Source organism: Mycolicibacter longobardus, assembly GCF_002102265.1.
Taxonomy (GTDB): domain Bacteria; phylum Actinomycetota; class Actinomycetes; order Mycobacteriales; family Mycobacteriaceae; genus Mycobacterium; species Mycobacterium longobardum.
Genome location: NZ_LQPG01000056.1, coordinates 36,911 through 57,523, shown reverse-complemented (window position 1 = coordinate 57,523; position 20,613 = coordinate 36,911). Strand labels below are relative to the sequence as shown.

The following is a 20,613-nucleotide window of genomic DNA, read 5'->3' as shown; positions in this document are numbered from 1 at the left end:
AAGCCCCGGCCCCCGCGCCAGCACCGCCGCCCGGTGCGCCGCCGCCGACACCGGCGGGTCCGCCGTCGGTCACCATGCCGGGCTACCTGTACATGGTCGGTGGCCTGGACATGGGCGCCCGACGGGCGTCGGGCACCAGTGCGCGCAAGAAGGCGGCGCCGAAACCCGACAGCGCGGATGTGCCCGAGGCCGCCGCGGTGGAGCAGGAAGCGACCCAGCGGCGCCGGCGCAAGGCGAAGGCCGGAATGCTGGGGCGGGGTTACGAATACATGGATCTCGAGCCCGAGCCCGCTGCGATGGTCGCGTCCGACCGGGGGGCCGGGCCGCACGGCTTCGTCGGCGGCACGCACCGGGTCGCCAGCGCGCGGCCGAGCGGGCTGACCGCGCTGGCCGACGACGGGTTCGGCGGGGGCGCGGTCAGCCCGATGATGCCGAACACCTGGCCGGCGGAAGGGGAGTAGCCGCGCTGTGGTCTGATGGCGCCGCCCCGCTGCGAGCTGCGCTAACCGCAGGGTCTGTTGCGGCGGTCCAGCTTCGGCTCTCCTGCGTCGAGCCTTGCTAACCGCCGCAGCGGATCTGATTCCCGCTGCGGTCCAACGGGTCCGGTCCCAGACCCAGGTATTTCTCGCGCAGCTTGTCCCACAGCTCGAGCTGCCCCCACTCGGGCTCGTCGCGCATCTGCTGGTCGTTGGTGAGGAACGGGTTCGGCAGCATCAGCGTCATCATCTGCTCGTCGCGCCCGTTGTAGAGCCGCACCCCCCACGACATCGGGGTGCCGTCCTTGCCGATCCGGCGATACAGCTCGGCGCGGGTGCAGCGGCGGATCCGGCCCAGCTCCGAGCCGCTGGCCCGGTGCTTGCCGATGCACAGGTGGAAGTGCCAGCGGCCGAAGTCGACGGTGGCGTAACCGTCGAGCATCGCGATCTTGCGCGGCGCGTTTGGTGCGGCCACCTCCCAGGCGGCGCCCTGCATGATGATGCCGAACCAGATCTCGTCCCAGTACTCGTCGAAGCAGAGGTGCAGCAGATCCAGCAGGCTCTGCTGGTCGGTCGGCAGCGGCCAGAGTTGTTCGCGGCCACGGTCTTCGGTGTCGACGATCGGTGGGTCGGCGACGACGGTGGCGGAGTTCTCGCTCATGTGGATCCCTTCTTGTTTGGCCGAACCTCGGGTTTCTCGGTGAGTGCGCAGTCGCCGCACAGCCCGCCGCCGGGAGTGCGGTAGAACAGGCAACAGGTTGTCCGCCGGTAGTCGGTGTCGGACTCGTTGAAACGGACGGCGTCGGTCAGGCGCTCGTCGGTGCACACGGTGCGTGCCAGATCCCAGCACGGTTCGCCTCCCAACGGTGCGCCGCGATGGTGGTGCAGTGCGCGGGCGGCACCCAGCACTGCCGAGGCGGCGTTGCCGTAGAGCAGCTTCTCCGAGATCGGACCCAGGCGGCGCACCGCGGCGGCCAACGGTGTCAGGTGCCGGCTCATGACCAGGTCGGCCAGCCGCGATTGCAGGTCCGGCCCCTGCCAGGCAATCGGATTCGACAGGTGCAGCCCGGTTTCGGAGTACCACAGCTCGTCGGGGCCCAGGTCCAGCAGCAACCCGTGCTCGGCGAGCCCACCCAACCCGATCGACCACAGCCGCGCCGCGAAGCCGAGGAAGAAGGTCGATGCCGCGACCCGAAAATCCGGCGTCCCGATGCGCTCCTGAACGCGGTCCACCGCGCCGGCGAGCAGCGCCCGGTCGGTGTAGAGCTCTGCCACCGGGCGCCAGCCACCGCCTTCGACCGTCCCGGTGGACACCGCGAAATACGAGCTGACGTCTGCCAATTCGGCCAGCGCGGACACCACCCGATCCGGCGGTGCGCAGCGGTGCGGGCCCGCGGGCAGGGCGCGCAGGTGCTGTGGCAGGTCGCGCAGCGTACGGACCTCCGAACCGGTTGCACGGTGCACCGTGACGGCGCCGGGATCGGTTGCGGTGAGACAGATTTCGGCGCTCTCGTCCGGATCTGCGATCCGCCAGCCTTCACGCGACATTACCCGGATCAGCGCGGCACGCAACGGTTCCGGGGCCGCTACCCGGGCGGCCCGGCCGTCGCCGCGCTCGACGAAGGTGAATACTCCTGCGGCCGGGTCGAAGCTCAGCGTGTCGTTGCCGAACATCTCCCCGATGCGCCCGGAGAGCATCAGCTCCTCACCGACGGTGTCCACCAGCGTGCCCGCCGGATCCATCAGCCACACCCGGTCGGCCACCCGCAGGGCCAACTCCAGGTCGTGGGTGCTCAGCACCACCGCCAGCTGCTGGTCGCGGGCCAGCGCGCGCAACAGCCCGAACAGTGCGGCGCGCGAGGACACGTCCAGGAAGGCGGTCGGCTCGTCGAGGATCAGCAGACCGGGCTGTTGAGCCAAGGCCCGGGCGGTCAGGACGCGCTGGCATTCCCCGTCGGACAGTTCCACGGCCGGCCGTGCCGCCAGATGCCGGGCGCCCGTGGCCGTCAGCGCCCAGTCGATGATCTCCTCGTCGGAGGGGCGCAGCCGGGCGCCCAAACCCAGGTGCGGGATGCGCCCCAGCCCGACCAGCTCCCGCGCCGAGAGCAGGCCCGGATCGATCCGCTCGGTCAGCACCACCGCGACCCGTCGGGCCAGCTCGTCGCGGGGCAGCGCGGTCAGGTCGGTGCCGTCCAGCAGTATGCGGCCGCCGAGCGCGGGCTGCAGCCCGGCCAGGGTGCGGATCAGGGTTGACTTGCCCGCGCCGTTGGGTCCGATCAGCACGGTCAGCTCGCCGCGGCGGGCTTGGGCGGCCAGTCCGGCCGCCACTGTCACCTTCCGGCGCCGGTGCCGGTAGCCGATCGCCAGGTCGGCGAGCTCGACGGCGGGTGCCATGAGGGTTGGGTTCCTGACGGCTGGGGTCATGACGGCACCCCCGAGCCGCGGCGGGCGCGCAGCAGCACGGTGATCACCACCGGCGCACCTACCAGCGCGGTGACCGCGTTGATCGGGATGACCAGATCGCTGGCGGGCACCTGGCTGACGATGCCGCAGCCCAGCGCTGCGACCGCACCCAGCAACATCACCGCCGGGACCACCACCCGGTGATCGGAGGTGCCCACCACGATGCGGGCCATGTGCGGCACCACCAGCCCCAGGAAGGCGATCGGCCCGCAGAACGCGGTCGTCACTCCCGCCAGCAGCGACGCCGAGGCGACCGTGATCACCCGGGCCCGGTGCACGTTGATGCCCATCGTGGCGGCGTAGCTCTCGCCGAGCAGCAGGGCATTGAGCGGCCGGACCGTGACCGCCGCGGTCACCAGGCCCACGGCCACCAGCGGCAGCAGCAACCGCAGATCGGCCCAGCCGGTTCCGGCGAAGCTGCCCAGACCCCACAGCAGGTACTGCTGCACCCGCTGCGGATCGGAGTACACCATCGCCAGGCTCACCAGGGCGGTGCTGGCCGCACCTAACATCACCCCGATCAGCAGCAGCGTCGCCGCCGACCGGGTCCAGCGCGACAGCGTCAGCACCAGCGTGAGCATTGCCGCCGCACCCAGGGCCGCCGCGCTGACCTCCGCGGCACGGCCGGCGCCGGCCGCGCCGGTGCTGAAACCGGCACCCGCCGCCCCACCGAGCAGCACCACCAGCGCCACGCCGAGGCTGGCGCCGGAGCTGACTCCGAGGATGTAGGGATCGGCCAGGGTGTTGCGGAACAGGGTCTGCAGTTGCAGGCCGGCGACCCCGAGCGCGGCCCCGGCGGCCAGCGCGGTGAGCACCCGCGGCAGCCGCATGCTCGAGACGATCACCTGCCAGCGCGGATCGGAGGGTTCGGCGCCCAGCAGCACTCGCACGGTGTCGGCCACCGGAACCCGCACCGGCCCGAGCACCAGACCGAGCAGGGCCAGGATCAACACCGCGACCGCCAGCCCGGCCAGGATCAGTGCGGTACGCGCCTTCACCGCGGCACCTGCCGGAAGAACTCGAACGCCTGGTCTGGGGCCAGCTCGGGATGCAGGATCGCGACCAGGTCGCCGAGCAGCAGATCCGGTCGGGCCGTACCGCGCTCCCAATACAGGTTGCCGCCGGCGGGGGTCATCGCCTTGGTCGCCGACCACACCTGGCCGGTGCGGACCGCCGCCAGCTCGCCGTAGCGGCTGTCGCGGCCGACCGCGTCGTCGAGGGTCTTCCAGTCGTCGGTCACCAGCCACAGCGGCACGGTCCCGGCGCGGGCGTAGACCGACTCGAAATTCAGCTGGCGGTTCTCGGCGCCGGTGTCGGCCAGCCACGGGTAGGTACCGCCGGCGTCGGCCACCAGGCGCCCCGAGTAGCTGGCGCCGGTGGGCATGGACCAGCTGCCCGAATACATGGTGCCGACCAGGACGTCGACGGGCTTGGCCGACGCGGCCCGGGCGGCCAGCGCGTGATAGCGGTTGCGGATGGATTCGAAAGCCTGCCCGGCCTGGCGTTCGGTGCCGGTGAGCGCGGCGAACACCTTGATCCACTCGGCCCGGCCCAGTGGCGTGGCTTCCAGCCATTCGGCGTCGGCGACCACGGGCAGGCCGGCCTCGCGCAGCTTGGGGTAGCCGGGATCGTCCATGCCCTGGGTGACCAGCACGTCGGGACCGGCGCGCAGCACGCTCTCGATGTTGAGCTGCCCGCCCGACGCGTAGCCGACGATCTGGCCGGCGTCGATACGACTGCGGATTGCCGCGTCGGCCACGGCGGCCGGGCTCGCCACCCCGGTGACCACGTCGGCCTGGCCGAGTTCGGTGATCATCGCCAGATGGGTGGTCGAGCCCGAATAGAGGCTGTGCACCGGGACCGTGATCCGTTGGGCGTGGGCCAGCTCGCCGGTCAGCTCCGGCGCCGGCGCACCGCAGCGCACCAGCACATACGACACCGGCTTGCCACCCAGGTAGGGCCGTTTGACGGTCAGGATCTGGTGGCTGCCCCGGTATTCGATCTCGAAGTTGGTGGCCTCGGACAGCGTCGACTTGTCCGGAAAGTAGTCGGCGGCCGGGTCGAAGTCGGTGATGCAGCCGGCACGCGCATCCGGTGTGCGGGAGGCGGGTTCGCCGGAGCAGCCGGCCAACGACAGCGCCGTGGCCAGCACGGTGGCCAGTGCCAGCAACAGCGCAGGGACTACCCGCAGCGCACGGGACATGGGCGTGCATCAGCTTCCTCGGGGTACACCGCCCCGGTTCGCAGGACGCGATGACGTGAGTCTCCTGGCTCTCGGATCACTGCTCGCCTCGCCTTCCAGCCCCACTGATGCGGGCCGTGGCTGATGAGGGTCACTCCCCGATGACAGTGGCGGGACCGCGCCGGACTTCCACCGGCTTCCTCACTGTGTTGTCATCGCCTTACCGGCGACATTCTCGCATGCCGTGCTGCGTTAGGCTGGCCGCCGTCTCGTGGCGTCAGGAACCCGGTGGAAATCCGGGGCGGTTCCGCCACTGTGAGGGCCTTGCCGGCCTGTTAGCCAGATACGGCCACGAGACGTCCGACGACGAGGGGCGAGAACCCCGAGGAGGCCCCTGATGCCTGAGGCACGCCGTATCGCCTTGCTGTCCACATCCGACACCGATCTGCTGTCCGCGCGGGCCAGCGGCGCGGCCTACCGGCTGGGCAACCCGGCGCGCCACGACATCGAACCGCTGCTCGAGGGCGCCGATGTGGTGGTGCTGCGAATCCTCGGGTCGTCCGCGGAGATCGCCGACGAGCTGAAGCTGCTGCGCGCAACCGGCCTGCCGCTGGTGGTGCTCGGCGGGGAGCGATCACCCAACGCCGAGTTGATGGAGTGCTCCACGGTCCCGATCGGGCTGGCCGCCCAAGCCCACGCCTATCTCGCCGAGGGCGGACCGGCCAACCTGGCCCAGCTGCACGCGTTCCTGTGCGACACGGTGCTGCTCACCGGCGAGGGCTTCGACGAACCGGCGGTGATCCCCGAGTGGGGCTATGGGAAGCGGGAGACGGTCGAGGCGCCCGAGGCGGTTCGGGTCGGGGTGCTGTACTACCGGGCCCACGAAGTCAGCGGCAACGCCGGTTTTGCGCATGCCCTGGCCGACGCCATCGATGCCACCGGCCGGGGTGTCGGGGTGCCGATCTTCGCCGCGTCGCTCCGCAACGCCCCCGACGAACTGTTCGCCGCGCTCGGGGAGCTCGACGCGGTGGTGGTCTGCATGCTGGCGGCAGGCGGGGCGATGAACGCCACCGCCGGCGTGAGCGCCGGCGACGACGACGGCGCGTGGGACATCGAACAGATCGCCGCGCTGGACATCCCGGTGTTTCAGGGACTGTGTCTGGCCTCGTCGCGGGCGGATTGGGAGGCCAACGACGACGGCGTCACCCCGCTGGATTCGGCGACGCAGATCGCCATCCCGGAGTTCGACGGCCGGATCATCACGGTGCCGTTCTCCTTCAAGGAGATCGACGACGACGGGCTGCCGCACTACGCCGCCGACCCCGAGCGCTGCGCCCGGGTGGCCGGTGTGGCGGTGAATCACGCTGTGCTGCGCCGTATCCCGAATGCGCAGAAGCGGCTGGCGCTGGTGCTGTCGGCGTACCCCACCAAGCATTCCCGGGTCGGCAACGCCGTCGGCCTGGACACCCCGGTGTCGGCGGTGCGGCTGCTGCACCGGCTGGCCGACGAGGGTTATGACGTCGGGGACGGGTTCGGGGTGCTGGGTGTCGAGGACGAGACGCAGGCCGGGGATCGGCTGATCCACACCCTGATCGAAGCCGGCGGCCAGGACGAGGACTGGCTGTCTGCCACGCAGCTGGCCGGCGCGCAGGTGCGGGTCACCGCGCAGCAGTACGCCGAGTGGACCGCCGAGCTGCCCGACGAGCTGCGCGACGCCATGACCACGGCGTGGGGCGCGGCGCCGGGCAAGTTGTTCGTCAACGATGACGGCGAGATCGTGCTGGCGGCACTGCAGTCCGGCAACGTCGTGCTGATGATCCAGCCGCCCCGCGGGTTCGGGGAGAACCCGGTGGCGATCTACCACGACCCGGAGCTGCCGCCGAGCCATCACTACCTGGCCGCATACCGTTGGCTGGACAGGAGTTTCGGCGCGCACGCGGTGATCCATCTGGGCAAGCACGGTTCGATGGAATGGTTGCCGGGCAAGACCGCGGCGCTGTCTGCCGCCTGCGCCACCGACGCCATGATCGCCGACCTGCCGCTGATCTACCCGTTCCTGGTCAACGACCCCGGCGAGGGCGCTCAGGCCAAACGCCGGGCGCACGCCACCATCGTCGACCACCTGATCCCGCCGATGGCCCGCGCGGAGTCCTACGGGGACATCGCGCGGTTGGAGCAGCTGCTCGACGAGTACGGCAACATCGCGACGATGGACCCGGCCAAGCTGCCGGCGATCCGCGGCGAGATCTGGAATCTGATGCGGGCCGCGGAGATGCACCGCGACCTGGGGCTGGACGAGCGGCCCGAGGACGAGGAGTTCGACGACTTCCTGCTGCACGTCGACGGTTGGCTCTGTGAGATCAAGGATGCCCAGATCCGCGATGGGCTGCACGTGCTCGGTGGGGCCCCGGTCGGCCCGGAGCGGGTGAACCTGGTGCTGGCGATCCTGCGCGCCCCGCAGGTGTGGGGCGGGGTGGATCACGCGGTGCCCGGGCTGCGCGCTGCGCTGGGGCTGAAGGAGGACGCCCCGGCAGCCGTGGTGGACGAGATCGAGGGCCGCGCGCGCGAGCTGGTCGAGGCCATGGAAGCCGCCGGCTGGGAGGCCGCAGTCGCCGACACGCTGCATCCCGAACCCGAGGTGTGCCGGGTGCTGAGATTCGCTGCCACCGAGGTGGTTCCGCGCCTGGCCGGCACGGCGGCCGAGCTGGACTCGGTGCTGCACGCGCTGGCCGGTGGGTTCGTGCGGCCGGGGCCGTCCGGGTCGCCGCTGCGCGGCTTGGTCAACGTGTTGCCCACCGGACGCAACTTCTACACCGTCGACCCTCGCGCGGTGCCGTCCCGGCTGGCGTGGCAGACCGGCCAGGCGATGGCCGATTCGCTGTTGCGGCGCTACCTCGACGACACCGGCGGCTACCCGGAGTCGGTGGGCCTGTCGGTGTGGGGAACCTCGGCGATGCGCACCTCCGGGGACGATGTCGCCGAGGTGCTGGCTCTGCTCGGGGTGCGGCCCGACTGGGACGAGGCTTCCCGGCGGGTGTCGGGGCTCGAGGTCATCGCGCTCGAAGAGCTCGGCCGGCCCAGAATCGATGTGACGGTGCGGATCTCAGGCTTCTTCCGGGACGCCTTCCCACACGTGGTGACGATGCTCGACGACGCGGTGCAGATGGTGGCGGTGCTCGACGAACCCGATGAGCGCAACTTCGTGGCCGCGCACGCCCGCGCCGACCTGGCCTCCCACGGTGACCTGCGCCGGGCCACCACCCGGGTATTCGGGTCGGCGCCCGGTTCCTATGGTGCCGGGATCCTGCAGGTGATCGAATCCGGAACCTGGCGTGACGACAAGGACCTGGCCGAGGTCTACACCACCTGGGGCGGATTCGCCTACGGCCGCGGGCTGGACGGCGCCGCGGCCCCGGACGACATGCGCACTAACTACCGTCGGATCAAGGTGGCCGCCAAGAACATCGACACCCGCGAGCACGACATCGCAGATTCCGACGACTACTTCGTCTACCACGGCGGCATGATCGCGACGGTACGCGCGCTCACCGGGGCCGACCCGAAAGCCTATGTGGGCGACTCGACGTCACCGGATGCCGTCCGCACCCGCACGCTGGCCGAAGAGACCGCTCGGGTGTTTCGGGCCCGGGTGGTCAACCCGCGCTGGATCTCCGCGATGCGCCGGCACGGTTACAAGGGCGCCTTCGAACTGGCCGCCACCGTCGACTACCTGTTCGGGTTCGACGCCACCGCGGGCGTGGTGCACGACTGGATGTACGAGAAGCTGGCAGCCGAGTACGTCCTGGACCCGCAAACCCGCGAGTTCCTCGACAAGTCCAACCCGTGGGCGCTGCACGGCATCGTGGAGCGACTGCAGGAGGCCGCCGACCGGGGCCTGTGGGAGCAACCCGACCCGGCGACCCTGGCGGCGTTGCGGCAGGCTTACCTGGACGTTGAAGGCGACCTGGAGGACCGGTGATGACTGTGCGGGTCCGGATCCTCGGCGTCGGGATGGGACCCCAGCACGTCACGCCCGAGGTGGCCGACGCCCTGCGGTCGGCCGACTACGTGCTGGCCCCGGATAAGGGCGCTGATGACGGACTGCTGGCGCTGCGGCGCGACATCGTCGACACCCACGCGCCCTCGGTCCCGATCGTCACGGTCACCGACCCGCCCCGCGACCGCTCACCGGAGCTGACCGGGACGGATTATGTGCGGGCGGTGGCCGACTGGCATGCGGCCCGCGCCGCGCGCTACGCCGAGGTGCTGCGGGAGCGTGGCGGTGTGGCCGCCTTCCTGGTCTGGGGCGATCCGGCGCTGTACGACTCGACGATCCGCATCGTGGAGCAGGTGAAAGCCCTTGGGGTGGAACTGGATTGCGATGTGCTGCCCGGGATCAGCGCCCCGCATCTGCTGGCCGCCCGGCACCGGATCGTGCTGCATGAGGTGGGCCGGCCGGTGCATATCACCACCGGGCGACGGCTCGCGCAGGCCGTTGCCGCCGGGCAGGACAACATCGTCGCGATGCTCAACCCGGACGGACTCGATCTCTCCGAGGTGGCCGACTGGACCATCTGGTGGGGCGCCAACCTCGGGGCGGCGGGGGAGCGGTTGGTCAGTGGCCGGGTTTCTGACGTCGTCGACGAGATCGGGGCAGCCCGCCGTGCGGCCAAGGCCGACGCGGGCTGGGTGATGGATGTGCTGCTGGTGCGGCGGCCCTGATGGCGGGGCTGCTGATCGCCGGAACCACCAGCGACGCCGGTAAGACGGTGGTGGCCACCGGGGTGTGCCGGGCGCTGGCCCGGCGCGGCGTGCGGGTGGCGCCGTACAAGGCGCAGAACATGTCCAACAATTCGATGGTGGTCGCCGGCGCGGACGGCTCGATGGCTGAAATCGGTCGGGCGCAATGGATTCAGGCCCGCGCCGCGCGGGTCGATCCGGAGCCGGCGATGAACCCGGTGCTGCTCAAGCCCGGCAGCGACCAGCGCAGCCACGTCGTGCTGATGGGCCGGCCGTGGGGGACGCTGTCGTCGTCGAACTGGATGCAGGGGCGGCAGGAGTTGGCCCGCAGCGCGCACGAAGCCTACGACGACCTGGCCGGTCGCTACGACGTGATCGTCGCCGAGGGTGCGGGCAGCCCGACCGAGATCAATCTGCGGGCCGGTGATTACGTGAACATGGGCTTGGCGCGCCACGCCGGCCTGCCGGTGGTCGTGGTCGGTGACGTCGACCGCGGCGGGGTGTTCGCGGCGTTCTTCGGCACCGTCGCGCTGCTTTCGGCCGAGGATCAGGCATTGGTGGCGGGGTTCATGGTGAACAAGTTCCGCGGGCAGCAGCGGTTGCTGGCGCCGGGCCTGGCCGACCTGGAGCGGCTCACCGGCCGGCGGGTGTTCGGGACCCTGCCGTGGCATCCGGAGCTGTGGCTGGACTCCGAGGACGCCCTCGATCTGGACGGCAGGCGCTCGGTGCGCAGCGGGGCGCGGCGGGCCGCGGTGGTCCGGCTGCCGCGGATCAGCAACTTCACCGACCTCGACGCACTCGGATTGGAACCGGATCTGGACGTCGTGTTCGTCTCCGATCCGCGGGGGGTTTCCGACGCCGATCTGGTGGTGCTGCCCGGAACCCGTTCCACCATCAGCGATCTGGCCTGGCTGCGCTCGCGGGGGATCGATGCTGCCATCGCGGCGCACGCCGCCGCGGGCAAGCCGGTACTGGGGATCTGCGGGGGCTTCCAGATGCTGGGCCGGGTGATCCGCGATCCCGAAGGGGTCGAGGGCGCGCCCGGCGAGGTGACCGGTCTGGGCCTGCTGGATGTTGAAACATGTTTTGCCGCAGATAAAGTACTGCGGCTGACCGATGGCGGATACGAGATACACCACGGTCGGACCGCCCCGGGCGACCGTGTCGACGAGTTTCCCGGAGGTGCTCGTGCCGGTCAGGTGTTCGGCACCATGAGACATGGATATCTGGAAGACGACGCGCTGCGTGCGGCGTTTTTGCGCGGCACCCTGGGGCTGGCACCGTCGGGCGTGTCATTCCCTGCCGCCCGGGAGCGCCGACTCGACATGCTGGGTGATCTGATCGAAGAGCACCTGGACGTCGACGCCCTGCTGGAGTTGGCGCACGGCGGGCCGCCGCCGGGCCTGCCGTTTCTGGCACCGGGGGCACCGTGACGCGTCTGCTGCTGCTCGGCGGAACCGCGGAAGCGCGAGCCCTGGCCGACCGGCTGGTCGCCGCCGGTGTCGACGTCACGACCTCGCTCGCCGGCCGGGTCGCCGATCCACGGCTGCCCGTCGGAGCGGTGCGGATCGGCGGCTTCGGGGGAATCGACGGTCTGCGTGCGGCATTGGCCGACTACGACGCCGTCGTGGATGCCACCCACCCGTTCGCGACGACCATGTCGGCCAACGCGGCCGCGGCCTGCGCCGCCACCGGCCGCCCGTTGTTGCGGTTGGAGCGGACCGGCTGGGCGGAGCGGGCCGGGCCGTCCTGGCATTGGGCCGACTCACACGACCAGGCCGGGCAGATCGCGGCCCGGCTGGGCCGGCGGCCGGTGCTGACCATCGGACGTCAACAGTTGGCGGCCTACCTTCCGGCGCTGGCCGAGGCGGCGGTGCTGGCCCGCGTCGTCGAGGCGCCATCGATCACGTTGCCGCGCAACTGGACTGTGATCAGGGACCGCGGACCCTACGCGTTGCCGGGCGAACTCGCACTGCTGCGCGATCACCGCGCCGACGTCGTCGTCACCAAGGACTCCGGGGGCGAATACACCTGGCCGAAGATGGTGGCCGCCGGAGAACTCGGCCTGCCGGTGGTCATCGTGCGCCGCCCGGCCCGGCCAGCGGGCGTGACAACGGTGTACGACGTCGAACAGGCGCTGGCCTGGGTGCTAACCGGTGACTGAATAGACCTGCAGGGCGGCACCGGCAGCCAGCAGCGCGACAACCTTGACCACTTCCAGTCCGGCGTAGGCGTAGTGAGCCGTCGAGCGCTCGGCCATCCCGCCGGCCGGGGTGGCCTCCGCGGCCAGCACCGCATCCGAGCGGCGACGCAGCCTCGGCCGGACGAACAACAGTTGGGCGGTCAACACCGCCACCGCGACGCCGATCGCCGCCAGCGCCGCCGGCCCCGGGGGATCGGCGGCGACCGCGAGCACCACCACCGTCGCCAGCACGATCTCGACCGCGTTCAGGGCCCGGAACACCAGGCGGCCGATGCCCAAACCCAACGGGATGGTGATCCCCGGCGCCCGGAACTTCAACGGCGCCTCCAAGAACGAGATCGCCAGCACCATACCCATCCAGGCGAAGACCACCGCCGCTGCGAGAGCACCCATACCGCACCTCCAGAGTTATCTGTGTCCGTCGGTTGCAGGTAACGTATCTGTGTCATGCGGTAACAGACAAGAGTCTTTGGTCGGTAATCCTGGCCACACGCCGTCGGGCAGACTGGCAGGCGTGATTGTGGAACATGGAGTGCTACCCATCCGGCCGGGCAGCGAAGCCGATTTCGAAGCAGCGTTCGCCAAGGCGCGGCCGTTGATCTCCGCGCAGCCTGGATTCCTGGGGATTTCGATGTCGCGCTCGGTCGAGTCGCCGAACCTATACCTGCTGCTGGTGCAGTGGGAGAGCGTCGAGGCGCACACCGAGGGATTCCGGAAGTCGCCCGAATTCGAGCAGTGGCGAGGCCTGTTGCACGGTTTCTACGAATCCCCGCCGGTGATCGAGCACTTCGTGGGCATCGACTAGGGAGATGGTCAGCCGTGGACGCGAAGCGAACCCTGGAGTTCAACGCCCGCAACATCGCTGAGTTCCGCAGCAGTGGCGGGAAGCTGGGCGGCCGGTTCGACGGAGCGCCGGTCCTGCTGCTGACCACCATCGGGGCCAAGTCAGGGCAGCCGCGCACCAGCCCGATGATGTATCTGCCCGAGGGAGAACGGATCATCGTGTTCGCCTCCAATGAGGGCAAGGACAACCACCCGAGCTGGTACTACAACCTGCGGGCCAACCCCTCGGCGACCGTCGAGATCGGCACCGAGACCTTCCCCGTCACCGCCACCGAGGTCACCGGCGCCGAACACGACCGGCTCTACGCGATCCAGGCCGAGCGCTACCCCGGCTTCGCCGCCTACCGGGAGCGGACCGAGCGGGTCATCCCGGTCGTGGAGCTGATTCGAAGCGAAGCCTGACCGGCATCCCGGTGCTAGGTCACTTCGTCATCGGGTAGGTCGGGGTCGGTTTCTAGGAGTCCTTGGGGTTGTGGACTTTATCTGATGCAGAGCGTCACGGTGCACAGCACCTCCATGCCCACGCCAACGCTGAGGCCAGACGGCGCACGTACATGGGCTTGTTTGCGGGTTCCCACTGCCTGATTCGGTTGGGGTGAGGCGCGAACAGCAGCAACGGCGCCCCCGCAGCTTCGAGCCGTTGTGCCTGTCGGGCACTCGGCGTTGTGAACGGCCACCGCAACTCCACCGCGCCGGGATAAATCGACCGCAACGCTTTTTCGGCGTGCTTTCCCAGGCCGATCACCAAAGATGGCGACACGATATCCAGCTCATCGCGCAGGTGAGGTAGGTGGGTGGCGATCTCGCGCGCCGTCGGCGGACGGTGGTCGGGCAGATGGCAGTGGACAGCATTAGTGATGAATACGCGGTCGGGGGACAAGTCGACAGCTTCCAGGGCAGCGTCGATCAGCTTGCCCGACCCCTCGGTGAACGGCCTAGCGCCAACACATTTTGGGGCTGGGGCCTGCCCTACAAGCGCCACCGGCGAGACAACTGAGCCGTAACCCGCTACCGCCGCGGTGATGCCGGGATCGTTCGCCGAGCATTCGTCGCACGCCAAAATTCGGCGTCGCCGCGCTGCCATGCGCCGTTTGCGGCTGGCGAAGTCGGCTGAGTCAATCATGGCCACACCGTCTCCCATGACTGCATCATGGCCGATGCACACGGGTCGGCGCGTGTGTTTGCCGACGAATCGGTGGCTGACCGCATAGCTTCGCAGCCGTGGCTCGACGTGCCTACGCTCACGACGCGGTTGTTTTGATGCACCCCGGCGGCAGTCCGAACGCACCCGGAGGAGCCATCACCAAAGCGCTCTGCGGGAGCTGGGATCACCCGTCGCCGTGCGCACCTGTGGGTTGGACCGCAACTGGGGATAACGCGCCGGCGCGGTCAGTCCCGAATGTGCACCAGCCGGTAGGGGCGTTCCATGTACGTCGCGTCCGGAGCGGCGAAGCCGAACTGCTCGTACAGCCCGTGCGCGTCGGCAGTGTGCAGCGTCCACCGAAAATCCCGGCCGGGGCCCTCGTCGATCATCACCCGCAACAATCTCTTGCCGATCTCCTGGCCGCGCTGCGTACGGGCGACGTAGACGTCAGCCAGGTAGGCGAAAGCGGCGCCGTCGGAGACCGCGCGGCAGAAGCCGACCATCGCCCCGTCGTCGGCCCGGTAAGCGCCCACCACCCGCCACGCTCCGTCGAGTTGTCGGTCGAACATGGCGCGGGTGCGGTACTTCGCCCAATAGGTGTGCTCGGTGAGCTCGGCCCAGAGCCAGTCCCGGTCCACCCGCGCACCGTCCGTCGAGAAATTGACACCGTCGAGAGTCGGCACGCCTACCTCCTCATGTCCCGTATCAGACAGCACGCCACCGCAGTGAGCATGGCACCGTCGCCCACCCGCCGCGCCAGCCGTGTCGTCCGCGGAACATCGGACGGCACCGGCGCCCGACCGTAGCCCATCCGTGCCCGGTCCTCGCGCCGATTCCCGTAATAGGTGTTGACTCCACCGAGCTGCACACCCAGCGCTCCGGCGAACGCGGCCTCGACCGCCCCGGCATTGGGACTGGGATGGTGCCGGGCGTCGCGGTGCCACGCACGCAATGCGCCGGCAGGGTCGGGGCCCAATACGGCGGCCAGAACCCCGCTCAACCGGGAGGCGGGCAATCCCAGGGCGTCATCCAATCGAGCTGCGGCCCAGCCGAACCGGCTGTAGCGGGCGTTGCGGTGGCCGATCATCGCGTCCAGAGTGTTGGCGGCGCGATGCGCCACCAGGCCCGGAACCCCGGCCACCGCCCCCCACGCCAAGGATGCCACCACCGCGTCCGAGGTGTTCTCCGCCACGGATTCGACTACGGCGCGGGCGATCTCGTCCGGACCCAGCGCGACGGTGTCACGCCCGACCAGATTGCGCACCCGCGACCGCGCCGACTCGAGGTCATCTGCGGCGAGGAAGGCGTGCACCGCGTCGGCTTCGCGTTCCAGGGAGCGGCCTCCGAGCACCGCCCAGGTGGTCACGGCGGTCAACACAGTGCGCATCAACGGGTTTCGGGTGACGCGTTCGGCGGCATACGCCAGCCCGGTGGCCCCGCCGATCAACACCAGGACATGGGCGGCACCGTTCGCCCGGCTGTCGCGGTAGATCCGGTGCTCCAACGCCGTCGCGCAGGCCCCGAATCCGGCGACCGGGTGCCCTCGCCGCGGGTCACCCCAGGCGCGGTCGGCGGCGTATCCGAGCAGCAGTCCGAACGCCCGCGCCGGTATCACCGAAGCATCCGGTCAAGGGCGCACAGCAGTTGGTCGGTGACCTCCGGTGGGCGGACCGCGATCCGCACCCAGCTGTCATCCAGACCCGGAAAGGTGTCAGCGCGCCGCACCGCAATACCGTTCGCACGCAACGCTGTATGCACCCCGACGCCGACCCGGGCCAAGATATAGGGCGCTAAACCGGCGACGAACGGCACTCCGCGCGCGGCGAGAGCCTCACCCAGATTGTCGCGCCATGACGCCAGTTGCCTGGCGCGGAGCTCACTTTCGCGCACGGCCCGCTGGTCCGAGCAGGCCAGCATGGCGGCCAGCGCCGGAGCCGACACCGACCAGGGAACCTGCAGTCTCGCTGCCTCAGCGAGCAATGCGGGATCGCCGAGCAGATATCCCGCGCGAACCCCGGGAATCGACCAATGCTTGGTCAGGCTACGGCTCACCAGCAGACCCGGATGTCGCGCCCCGGAAAGGGTTTCCGGCTCACCCGGGATCGCGTCGAGGAACGCTTCGTCGACCAGCACCATCCGGCCGGGCCGCAGCAGCCGGCGCAGCGTATCGGCGGGATGCAGCACCCCGGTGGGGTTGGTCGGATTGCCGACGACGACCAGGTCGGCGTCCTCGGGCACCGCGTCGGGGTGCAGTGCGAAACCGTCGTCGGCCCGGCACAGCACCGTGCCGACGGGGTGACCGGCGGCCGTCAGCGCGGCATGCGGACCGGTGTACTGCGGGTGCACCACCACCGGCAATCGCCACCGGCGCAGCCGGGCCACCAGGTCGAAGGCCTCCGAGGCGCCGGCGGTGGGCAGCACTTCCTCGGGTGAAAGGCCGTGTCGGGCGGCCAGGGCGGTACGGGCCGCGGACGCCTCCGGGTAGGACACCGCGTCATCCAGGGACGCGTGCAGGGCGTCGTCCAGCCAGTCCGGGCGCGGCCCGGCGTAGACGTTGACCGCGAAATCCAGCAGTCCCGGCGCCGTCTCGGCGTCGCCGTGATGGTGCAGGTCGTCGCGCGTAAAGCCGCGTACGGCATCGGCGAAACGCTGTGCCAGCCGGGGGTATCCGGCCCAGTGGGTGTGCAGGTAGGAGGCATGCAGGCTGCGTCCCGCGATGCCGTCCGGGCCGTCGGGCAGCTGCCATGCGGCATCGACCGGGTTGTCGAAAACGACTTGGGTGCGGTGGAATTCATGCGCCGTCACCCGATCGCCGGCCCGCGCCAGCAGGTTGTCGGCCGGCGCGGTGGCCTCCCGGTAGCCCAGCGTCAGGCGCGGCGTCATCGCTGCCGAACCCGGCAGCGCGCCCACCCCGGCCACGTCATCGACACTGCGGCACAGATACGCCAGCCCGCCACATTCGGCGACGGTCGGCACCCCAGCCGCGATCGCCGCCCGCAGCGCACCCAACAGCGCGGTGTTGGCGGCCAGCTCGGCGGCGTAGACCTCCGGGAAACCGCCGCCCAGATAGATGCCGGCGGTACCGGCCGGCAGGTGCACGTCGGTGAGCGGGTCGAAGCACACCACCTCACAGCCGGCAGCGCGCAACAGCTCGAAAGTCTCGGTGTAGCCGAACGTGAAGGCCCGCCCGCCGGCGACGGCCACCACCGGGCGGGGCCCCGAAGCGGCACCCACCTCAGCGGCCGGATCCCAGGCGCACCCGGTCAAGGCAGGTGCCTGCCTCGCAATGGCCGCTACCGCATCCAGATCCACATGCTGCTCGATGAGCTGGGCCAGCCGCGCCGGCACGGCAGCGGACTCCTCCCGCTCGGCTGCCGGCACCAGCCCGAGATGCCGGGACGGCGTCCGCACGCCCGCATCACGCGGCAACACCCCCAGCACCGGAATACCGTTGGAGCGCAACGCGTTAACAACCTCGTCGGCGTGCCGGGCACTGCCGGCCTGGTTCAGCACCACCCCGGCGATCCGCACCGCCGGGTCGAACCCCGCCAGGCCCGCCACCACCGCCGCGTGCGTACGGGAGGCATGCGAGATGTCGATGACCAGCACCACCGGGCTCTCCGTCAACGCCGCGACATGGGCGGTGGAGGCCTCACCGTCACAGCCGAGGCGGCCGTCGAAAAGCCCCATCACGCCTTCGATCACAGCGATATCCGCACCCGCAGCACCGTGCAGTAGCAGCGGAACGATCCGATCTGCGCCGACCAGGTACGGATCCAGGTTGCGGGCCGGCCGGCCGGTGGCCAGCGCGTGATAGCCGGGGTCGATGTAGTCCGGACCGACCTTGTGCCCGCTGACCTGGAGGCCGCGGCTGGCCAGGGCCGCCATCAGCCCGACCGCCACCGTGGTCTTGCCGTGCCCGGATGCGGGTGCGGCGATGACGACCCGGGGAAGCTCTACCATTCGATGCCGCGCTGGCCCTTCTGGCCGGCGTCCATCGGATGCTTGATCTTGGTCATCTCGGTGACCAGGTCGGCGATCTCGATCAGCCGTGGATGGGCACGCCGGCCGGTGACGACGACGTGCTGGTGGCCCGGCCGGTTGGCCAAGGTCTCCACCACGTCGTCGACATCCACCCAGCCCCAATCCATCGGGTAGGTGAACTCGTCGAGCACATAGAGATCGTGGGTCTGCGCCGCCAGCCGCTCCTTGATCTGAGCCCAGCCCTCGGCGGCGTCACCGGCGTGATCCTCGACACCGCCGGACTTACGGCTCCACGACCAGCCTGAGCCCATCTTGTGCCACTGGACCGGGCCGCCCTCGCCGGTCTCGGCGTGCAGGGCGCCAAGGTGCTCCAGCACGGCCTGTTCGCCGACCCGCCATTTGGCGGACTTCACGAACTGGAAGACTCCGATGTCGAAGCCCTGGTTCCAGCCGCGCAGCGCGGTCCCGAACGCGGCGGTGGACTTGCCCTTGCCGTCGCCGGTGTGCACCATCAGCAGCGGCCGGTTGCGGCGCTGCCGGGTGGTGAGGTTGTCGTCGGGCACGGTCAACGGTTGTCCCTGCGGCATCAGGCGGCTCCTCTTCCGGTGGCGTCGCGGACGACGCCGGTCAGCGCCTCGGCACTCACCTGTGGCAGCGGGACGTACTCGGCCCGCAGGTGCTCGGCCAGGGTGTGCGCCAAGCCGAGTCGCATCCGGCCGCTCTCGCAATCCACCACCACCGACGAAAATCCCTGCCCGGCAAGCTGAACGGCCACCCGACGGGATCGCTCGACCGGATCGGCGCCGGCGGTGGCCCGGCCGTCGGTCAGCACCACCAACAGGGGGCGGCAGGCCGGGTCGCGCAGCCGCTCCCGGCGAATCACCTCGGCGGCCTCAAGCAGTCCCTCGGCCAGCGGGGTGCGGCCACCAGCGGGCAGCCCGTCGAGCCGGACGGCGGCGATCTCCACCGACCCGGTCGCGGGCAACACCACCTCCGCACCGGTATCGCGGAATGTCACCACTGCGACCCGGTCCCGGCGGCGGTAGGCGTCGAGCAGCAGGGACAGGATCGCGGTCTTGACGTGGCGCATCCGCTCCGCGGCGGCCATCGACCCGGAGGTGTCGACGACGAACAACACCAGGTTGGCCTCCCGGCCCTCCCGGACGGCGCGACGAAGATCGTTCGCTGCCAGGATCATCCGGCCCTGCGCCCGGCCCCGGGCGCCCTGGTGCGGTGCGGCGGCCCGCAGCGTCTCGAACAGGTGCAGGCCCCCGGCGGTGTTCGCAGCGGTGGCACCCACCCGGCGTCCGGAACTGGTGCGGGCCCTGCTGCGCCGGCCGGTACGTCCGGCGCCCACGCCGTGGACGGTGAAAAGCTTTGCCCGGTAAGGGACGTCGGCGCCGACGGTCGAGGTGGAGCCGGGCTCAGCCGGTGCCGGACGGCTCTGTTCTCCAGGTGGCGGCGCGGCGTTGCCGCCGTCCGGCGGGCCGTCGGGATCGGGTTCCGGATCGGGATCGGAGCCGGAGTCCTCCGGTGGCAGCAGATCGTCGAGTTCGCTCTCGTCGAGGCCCGGGGCGTCGAACGGCTTTCGCCGCCGCCGATGCGGCAGCGCCAGCCGGGCGGCTACCCGCAGATCCTCCAGGGTGACCGCATCGCGCCCCTGCCACGCCGCGTGCGCGACCGCGGTGCGGGCACAGACGATGTCGCCGCGCAGGCCGTCCACGTCGAAGGCCGCGCAGATCTCGCCGATCTTCACCAGCGCGGCATCGGTGAGCTCCACCTGCGGCAGCAGTTGCTGGGCGTGACGGATCCGGGCCCGCAGCCGGTCTTCGGCCGCGGCGTACTCGCGCACAAAGGCTTCCGGGTCCGCGTCGAAGGCCAGCCGGCGGCGCACCGCTTCAGCGCGCAACGCCGGGTCACGCGGCGCGGAGACCTCGACGGTCAGCCCGAACCGGTCGAGCAGCTGCGGGCGCAGTTCGCCCTCCTCGGGATTCATCGTCCCGACGATCACGAAACGCGCGGCGTGGGTCACCGAGACCGAGTCCCGCTCCACGGTCAGCCGCCCCATCGCGGCGGCGTCCAGCAGCAGGTCCACCAGATGGTCGGCGAGCAGGTTCACCTCGTCGACGTAGAGGATGCCGCGGTTGGCGCGGGCCAACAGCCCGGGCTCGAAGTCGACGGCCCCGGCGCTCAGCGCCCGCTCCAGGTGGATGGATCCCACCACCCGGTCCTCGGTGGCGCCCACAGGCAGCTCCACCAGCCGCACCGGGCGGGTCTCGACGCCGGCGTCGCTGGGGAACGGGCCGTCGGGGGAGAGCGGGTGCGCCTCAGCGGGATCAGAGGAGAACCGGTCGCCGGCCACCACGTCGATGGGTGGCAGCACCTGGGCGAGTGCCCGGACCAGCGTCGATTTGGCGGTGCCCTTTTCGCCGCGGATGAGCACCCCGCCGATACCGGGGGAGATCGTGCTCAGGACAAGCGCCAGCGCCATGTCGTCGAGGCCGCCCGGAGCGTCCGGGTCGCCGCCGAGGACGGCGGGGAAGGGATACAGCTGTTGCATTGAGGCTCCGCTCGTGTG

Annotated in this window: 18 protein-coding genes and 2 riboswitches; of the genes, 7 read left to right on the top strand and 11 right to left on the bottom strand. The window is 70.6% G+C overall.

Going from position 1 to position 20,613, the window contains the following annotated elements:
- Positions 1-461 (top strand): PPW family C-terminal domain-containing PPE protein (locus AWC16_RS22445; protein ID WP_474629002.1); only part of this gene is annotated, 461 nt, incomplete at its 5' end.
- Between the two features lie 97 nt (positions 462-558).
- Here the strand turns inward: AWC16_RS22445 and AWC16_RS22440 are convergent.
- From AWC16_RS22440 to AWC16_RS22425, 4 genes are read right to left on the bottom strand one after another with little or no spacing between them, the layout of a single operon-like run.
- Positions 559-1,137: a DUF7676 family protein gene (locus tag AWC16_RS22440; protein WP_085266925.1), complete on the bottom strand. Its 579-nt coding sequence runs from the start codon at positions 1,135-1,137 to the stop codon at positions 559-561.
- Complete coding sequence (locus AWC16_RS22435; protein ID WP_085266924.1) at positions 1,134-2,870, bottom strand: ATP-binding cassette domain-containing protein; 1,737 nt, start codon at positions 2,868-2,870, stop codon at positions 1,134-1,136. Before AWC16_RS22435 ends, AWC16_RS22440 begins: the two co-directional genes overlap by 4 nt.
- A 26-nt stretch (positions 2,871-2,896) precedes the next feature.
- Positions 2,897-3,937 (bottom strand): FecCD family ABC transporter permease, encoded by a 1,041-nt coding sequence (locus AWC16_RS22430; protein WP_085266923.1) that lies wholly within the window; start codon positions 3,935-3,937, stop codon positions 2,897-2,899.
- Entirely contained in the window at positions 3,934-5,142 is a 1,209-nt protein-coding gene (locus AWC16_RS22425) for an ABC transporter substrate-binding protein (RefSeq protein ID WP_085266922.1), read from the bottom strand. The genes AWC16_RS22430 and AWC16_RS22425 overlap by 4 nt, the downstream gene beginning before the upstream one ends.
- A gap of 37 nt (positions 5,143-5,179) precedes the next feature.
- A riboswitch (cobalamin riboswitch) is annotated at positions 5,180-5,371 on the bottom strand.
- A 5-nt stretch (positions 5,372-5,376) separates the two neighbouring features.
- Positions 5,377-5,489, top strand: a riboswitch (cobalamin riboswitch).
- A 29-nt stretch (positions 5,490-5,518) separates the two neighbouring features.
- Here AWC16_RS22425 and cobN point away from each other — a divergent pair.
- From cobN to AWC16_RS22405, 4 genes are read left to right on the top strand one after another with little or no spacing between them, the layout of a single operon-like run.
- Complete coding sequence (cobN, locus tag AWC16_RS22420) at positions 5,519-9,100, top strand: cobaltochelatase subunit CobN (RefSeq protein ID WP_085266921.1); 3,582 nt, start codon at positions 5,519-5,521, stop codon at positions 9,098-9,100.
- Positions 9,100-9,843, top strand: coding sequence for a precorrin-6A synthase (deacetylating) (gene cobF, locus AWC16_RS22415; RefSeq protein WP_207572388.1), 744 nt, complete (start codon positions 9,100-9,102; stop codon positions 9,841-9,843). Before cobN ends, cobF begins: the two co-directional genes overlap by 1 nt.
- On the top strand, positions 9,843-11,294 hold the full coding sequence (locus tag AWC16_RS22410) for a cobyric acid synthase (protein WP_085266920.1): 1,452 nt from the start codon (positions 9,843-9,845) through the stop codon (positions 11,292-11,294). Before cobF ends, AWC16_RS22410 begins: the two co-directional genes overlap by 1 nt.
- Entirely contained in the window at positions 11,291-12,025 is a 735-nt protein-coding gene (locus AWC16_RS22405; RefSeq protein ID WP_085266919.1) for a cobalt-precorrin-6A reductase, read from the top strand. Before AWC16_RS22410 ends, AWC16_RS22405 begins: the two co-directional genes overlap by 4 nt.
- On the opposite strand, the gene AWC16_RS22400 is transcribed toward AWC16_RS22405, so the two are convergent.
- A complete protein-coding gene (locus AWC16_RS22400) occupies positions 12,011-12,457 on the bottom strand; it encodes a hypothetical protein (protein ID WP_085266918.1) in 447 nt (148 codons plus the stop codon). The genes AWC16_RS22405 and AWC16_RS22400 overlap by 15 nt on opposite strands.
- A 121-nt stretch (positions 12,458-12,578) precedes the next feature.
- Here AWC16_RS22400 and AWC16_RS22395 point away from each other — a divergent pair, with 121 nt between their 5' ends.
- Both AWC16_RS22395 and AWC16_RS22390 read left to right on the top strand, forming a co-directional pair.
- Entirely contained in the window at positions 12,579-12,869 is a 291-nt protein-coding gene (locus tag AWC16_RS22395) for an antibiotic biosynthesis monooxygenase family protein (protein ID WP_085266917.1), read from the top strand.
- A gap of 14 nt (positions 12,870-12,883) precedes the next feature.
- Positions 12,884-13,309, top strand: coding sequence for a nitroreductase family deazaflavin-dependent oxidoreductase (locus AWC16_RS22390; protein WP_085266916.1), 426 nt, complete (start codon positions 12,884-12,886; stop codon positions 13,307-13,309).
- A 94-nt stretch (positions 13,310-13,403) separates the two neighbouring features.
- Here the strand turns inward: AWC16_RS22390 and AWC16_RS22385 are convergent, their stop codons facing one another.
- The 6 genes from AWC16_RS22385 to AWC16_RS22360 form a co-directional block, all read right to left on the bottom strand.
- The gene (locus tag AWC16_RS22385; RefSeq protein WP_085266915.1) at positions 13,404-14,048 is read right to left on the bottom strand and encodes a uracil-DNA glycosylase family protein; all 645 of its coding nucleotides are present in this window, start codon (positions 14,046-14,048) and stop codon (positions 13,404-13,406) included.
- Between the two features lie 248 nt (positions 14,049-14,296).
- The gene (locus tag AWC16_RS22380) at positions 14,297-14,734 is read right to left on the bottom strand and encodes a GNAT family N-acetyltransferase (RefSeq protein ID WP_085266914.1); all 438 of its coding nucleotides are present in this window, start codon (positions 14,732-14,734) and stop codon (positions 14,297-14,299) included.
- 2 nt (positions 14,735-14,736) lie between these two features.
- Positions 14,737-15,666, bottom strand: coding sequence for a cobalamin biosynthesis protein (locus AWC16_RS22375; RefSeq protein WP_085266913.1), 930 nt, complete (start codon positions 15,664-15,666; stop codon positions 14,737-14,739).
- Positions 15,663-18,014 carry a bifunctional hydrogenobyrinic acid a,c-diamide synthase/histidinol phosphate aminotransferase CobBC gene (locus AWC16_RS22370; protein WP_085266912.1) on the bottom strand — a complete coding sequence of 784 codons (2,352 nt, stop codon included), beginning with the start codon at positions 18,012-18,014 and terminating at the stop codon, positions 15,663-15,665. The genes AWC16_RS22375 and AWC16_RS22370 overlap by 4 nt, the downstream gene beginning before the upstream one ends.
- Positions 18,008-18,622 (bottom strand): cob(I)yrinic acid a,c-diamide adenosyltransferase, encoded by a 615-nt coding sequence (gene cobO, locus AWC16_RS22365; RefSeq protein WP_085266911.1) that lies wholly within the window; start codon positions 18,620-18,622, stop codon positions 18,008-18,010. The genes AWC16_RS22370 and cobO overlap by 7 nt, the downstream gene beginning before the upstream one ends.
- Positions 18,622-20,595 (bottom strand): magnesium chelatase subunit D family protein, encoded by a 1,974-nt coding sequence (locus AWC16_RS22360; RefSeq protein ID WP_085266910.1) that lies wholly within the window; start codon positions 20,593-20,595, stop codon positions 18,622-18,624. The genes cobO and AWC16_RS22360 overlap by 1 nt, the downstream gene beginning before the upstream one ends.
- Positions 20,596-20,613: the final 18 nt, after the last annotated feature.